This window comes from Rhodococcus sp. ENV425, from assembly GCF_002887785.1.
Classification (GTDB): domain Bacteria; phylum Actinomycetota; class Actinomycetes; order Mycobacteriales; family Mycobacteriaceae; genus Rhodococcus; species Rhodococcus aetherivorans.
In genome coordinates this window covers 1-3,410 of the sequence record NZ_PCZU01000022.1, presented here as the reverse complement: position 1 = coordinate 3,410, position 3,410 = coordinate 1, and the positions used below count along the sequence as shown (strand labels likewise).

Annotated in this window: 5 protein-coding genes; all 5 read left to right on the top strand. The window is 68.6% G+C overall.

Annotated elements, in window-relative coordinates:
- Nucleotides 1-84: 84 nt before the first annotated feature.
- The 5 genes from CQZ88_RS01190 (at nucleotide 85) to CQZ88_RS01170 (ending at nucleotide 3,331) form a co-directional block, all read left to right on the top strand.
- Nucleotides 85-990 carry a hypothetical protein gene (locus tag CQZ88_RS01190; RefSeq protein WP_006944315.1) on the top strand — a complete coding sequence of 302 codons (906 nt, stop codon included), beginning with the start codon at nucleotides 85-87 and terminating at the stop codon, nucleotides 988-990.
- An 85-nt stretch (nucleotides 991-1,075) separates the two neighbouring features.
- Complete coding sequence (gene rplS, locus CQZ88_RS01185) at nucleotides 1,076-1,417, top strand: 50S ribosomal protein L19 (protein ID WP_003939017.1); 342 nt, start codon at nucleotides 1,076-1,078, stop codon at nucleotides 1,415-1,417.
- Nucleotides 1,418-1,525: 108 nt separating this feature from the next.
- The gene (gene lepB, locus CQZ88_RS01180; protein WP_044476372.1) at nucleotides 1,526-2,284 is read left to right on the top strand and encodes a signal peptidase I; all 759 of its coding nucleotides are present in this window, start codon (nucleotides 1,526-1,528) and stop codon (nucleotides 2,282-2,284) included.
- The gene (locus CQZ88_RS01175; RefSeq protein WP_006944319.1) at nucleotides 2,281-2,979 is read left to right on the top strand and encodes a ribonuclease HII; all 699 of its coding nucleotides are present in this window, start codon (nucleotides 2,281-2,283) and stop codon (nucleotides 2,977-2,979) included. Before lepB ends, CQZ88_RS01175 begins: the two co-directional genes overlap by 4 nt.
- 37 nt (nucleotides 2,980-3,016) lie before the next feature.
- Nucleotides 3,017-3,331, top strand: a complete 315-nt coding sequence (locus CQZ88_RS01170; RefSeq protein ID WP_003939014.1) for a DUF2469 domain-containing protein — start codon at nucleotides 3,017-3,019, stop codon at nucleotides 3,329-3,331.
- Nucleotides 3,332-3,410 lie beyond the last annotated feature (79 nt).

Below are 3,410 nucleotides of genomic sequence, written 5' to 3'. Positions count from 1 at the left end.
GCCCACCGTGACGACCGGCCGCGCGCCGAAGGACCCGCTCCGCCTCGTCGACGGCGTTCCGAGGGCGATTGCGCGGTGACTGCGGTGACCGAGTGGCTGCAGCGCGAGATCATCGAGCGCGGGCGACTGCCGCTGCTGTTCTTCCTGCTCGGATTCCTCCTCGCGTTCCTCTTCATCCGATTCAGCGTCCGCATGATCCGCGCCCAGGTGCGCTGGTGGCCCGGCAATGTCACCCCCGGCGGGCACCACGTGCACCACGTGGTGTTCGGCGTGGTCACCATGGTGATCGCGGGCGGGTCCCTGATCGCGGTCTACGAGGACGGCACGCAGACCACCGGAGCGGCCCTGGCCACGCTCTTCGGCATCGGGACCGCGCTCGTGCTCGACGAGTTCGCCCTGATCTTCTATCTCAACGACGTGTACTGGGAGCAGGAGGGACGCGTCTCGGTGGATGCGGTCTTCGTCGCGATCGCCGTCACCGGCCTGGTGTTGCTCGGCCTGCAGCCCCTCGAGTTCGCCGACGTCACCAACTTCCGGGAGGACCCGTCGTGGGTCACCCGCACGCTGATCGCCCTCTCCGCGCTCGCAAATCTCGCCCTCGCGGCGGTCGTGCTGGCCAAGGGCAAGATCTGGACGGGCCTGATCGGCCTTTTCGTCTTCCCACTGCTGCTGATCGGCGCGGTGCGCCTGTCGCGGCCCGGCGCCCCCTGGGCGCGGTGGCGCTACAGCGGCAAGGTCCGCAAGATGCGCCGCGCGATCGAGCGGGAGAGGCGCTATCGGCGCCCGGTGATCCGGGCGAAGATCTTCGTGCAGGACCTCGTCGCGGGCAAACCGACGATGGACACCGTGCACGGGGCCGTCGAGCACTCCCGCGTCGCCGCCGAAGCCGAACTGGCCCGCACGGTGCACGCCGCGCCCCCGCCGATTTCCGCCACCCCGGCACCGTCTGGCACAATTGACGGGTTGCCCGGCTCGGGCACGCATACCTGACCTGGGCACGAACCAGTCGAGCACCGCCTTCCGGCGGCTGCCGCTCGGTTCCTCTGCTCATGCGAACAAGCGAGGATGACAACCGATGAACACCCTGGACTTCCTGGACGCCAAGTCCCTGCGCGACGACATTCCGGACTTCCGTGCCGGCGACACCCTGAACGTGCACGTGAAGGTCATCGAGGGCTCCAAGGAGCGCGTGCAGGTCTTCAAGGGCGTCGTGATCCGTCGCCAGAACGGTGGCATCCGCGAGACCTTCACCGTGCGCAAGGTGTCGTTCGGCGTCGGCGTCGAGCGGACCTTCCCGGTGCACAGCCCCAACCTCGCCAAGATCGAGGTCGTCACCCGCGGTGACGTGCGTCGCGCCAAGCTGTACTACCTGCGCGAGCTGCGGGGCAAGGCCGCCAAGATCAAGGAAAAGCGCTGACCTCGTCGCGCTGACCGCCAGGCCCCGAGTAGCCCGGTCCGGATTCGTTCCGGGCCGGGCTACTCTGATTCGGTGGCAGATTCATCGCGAGACCCGGCCGTGCCGGAGATGCAGCAGCGCAGCACCGACGACACGCCCGAACGCGATCGGAAACAGGACAAGAAGGAGAAGTCGTTCCTGCGGGAACTGCCCGTCCTGATCCTCGTCGCACTCGTGCTGAGCTTCCTGCTCCAGACCTTCGTCGCGCGGGTCTACCTCATCCCCTCGGAGTCGATGGAACCCACGCTGCACGGCTGCCCCGGCTGCACCGGCGACCGGATCGTCGTCGAGAAGATCGGCTATCGCTTCGGCGACCCCCGGCCCGGCGACGTCGTGGTCTTCCGTGGCCCCGACTCCTGGTCCACCGGCTACGTCTCCACCCGCTCCGACAACGTCGTGATCCGCGGCGTGCAGGAGGTCGGATCCCTCGTCGGACTCGTCCCGCCCGACGAGAACGACCTCGTCAAGCGTGTGATCGCCGTCGGCGGGCAGACCGTCGAATGCTGCGACGACCAGGGCCGCGTCCTCGTCGACGGCAAGCCCCTCGACGAGCCGTACATCGAGATGGACTTCCCGTTCACACCCGGCGTGGTCACCTGCGAGACCGAGGTGCGCTCGGGCCGGTGCTTCGGGCCGGTCACCGTGCCGGACGGTCACCTCTGGGTCATGGGCGACAACCGCTCGAACTCCGCGGACTCCCGCTACCACGTCGCCGACGAGAACCAGGGCACCATCCCGATCGACAACGTGATCGGCAAGGCCCGGTTCATCGTCCTGCCGCCGTCGCGGTGGGGCACCATCGATTCCCCGGAGATCCAGCAACCGTGACGTCGTGGCCGCCGCGTGCCGTGATCCGCAGGTCCGCGGGCCTGCGCACCATGGAGTCGACGCTCGTGCGGTGCGGGCTCGGGCCGGTCGCGGGTGTCGACGAGGCCGGCCGCGGCGCCTGCGCCGGGCCGCTGGTCGTCGCCGCCTGCATCCTCGATCCCAAACCGCACCCGTCGCTCGCGCGCCTCGACGACTCCAAGAGGCTCACCGAGAAGACCCGCGAGGAGTTGTTCCCGATCATCCGCCGTCGCGCGGTGGCGTGGAGCGTGGTGATCGTGCCGGCGGCCGAGATCGACGTCATCGGCGTGCACGTGGCCAACATCGAGGGCATGCGCCGCGCGGTGATGCGGCTGTCCGTCGCGCCCGGGTACGTCCTCACCGACGGCTTCCGCGTGCCCGGCCTGCCGGCGCCGTCGCTGCCGGTCATCGGCGGCGACGCCGCGGCGGCTTGCATCGCGGCGGCGAGCGTGCTCGCCAAGGTCACCCGGGACCGGATCATGGTCGACCTCGACGGCGAACTGCCCGGCTACGGCTTCGCCGTCCACAAGGGCTACAGCACCCCCGCGCACATGGCGGCATTGCGGGACCTCGGCCCCAGCCGGGAGCATCGGCTGCGGTACGCCAACGTTGCCGCCCTCCTCGGCGACGACGCCGGCCCCGGCCGATTCGGCTCCGACGAGGCGGATGCGGGATGATGGATCAACACACCAGAACGGGAGGACACCGAGACCGATGAGTGCCGAGGATCTCGAGAAGTACGAAACCGAGATGGAGCTCTCGCTGTACCGGGAGTACCGGGACATCGTCGGTCAGTTCGCGTACGTCGTGGAGACCGAGCGACGGTTCTATCTCGCCAATGCGGTCGAGCTGCTGCCGCACAACTCCGGCGGCGAGGTGTACTTCGAAGTGCGCATGTCCGATGCGTGGGTGTGGGACATGTACCGCCCCGCCCGCTTCGTCAAGCACGTCCGGGTCATCACCTTCAAGGACGTCAACATCGAAGAGCTCGACAAGCCGGACCTGCGCCTGCCCGACAAGCTGGGGTAGCGCCCCTACGACCTCCCGTACGTGGCCGAATGTCACATTCCTTCGATCTGGGCTGACTCAGGTGGTCCATGCGACACGC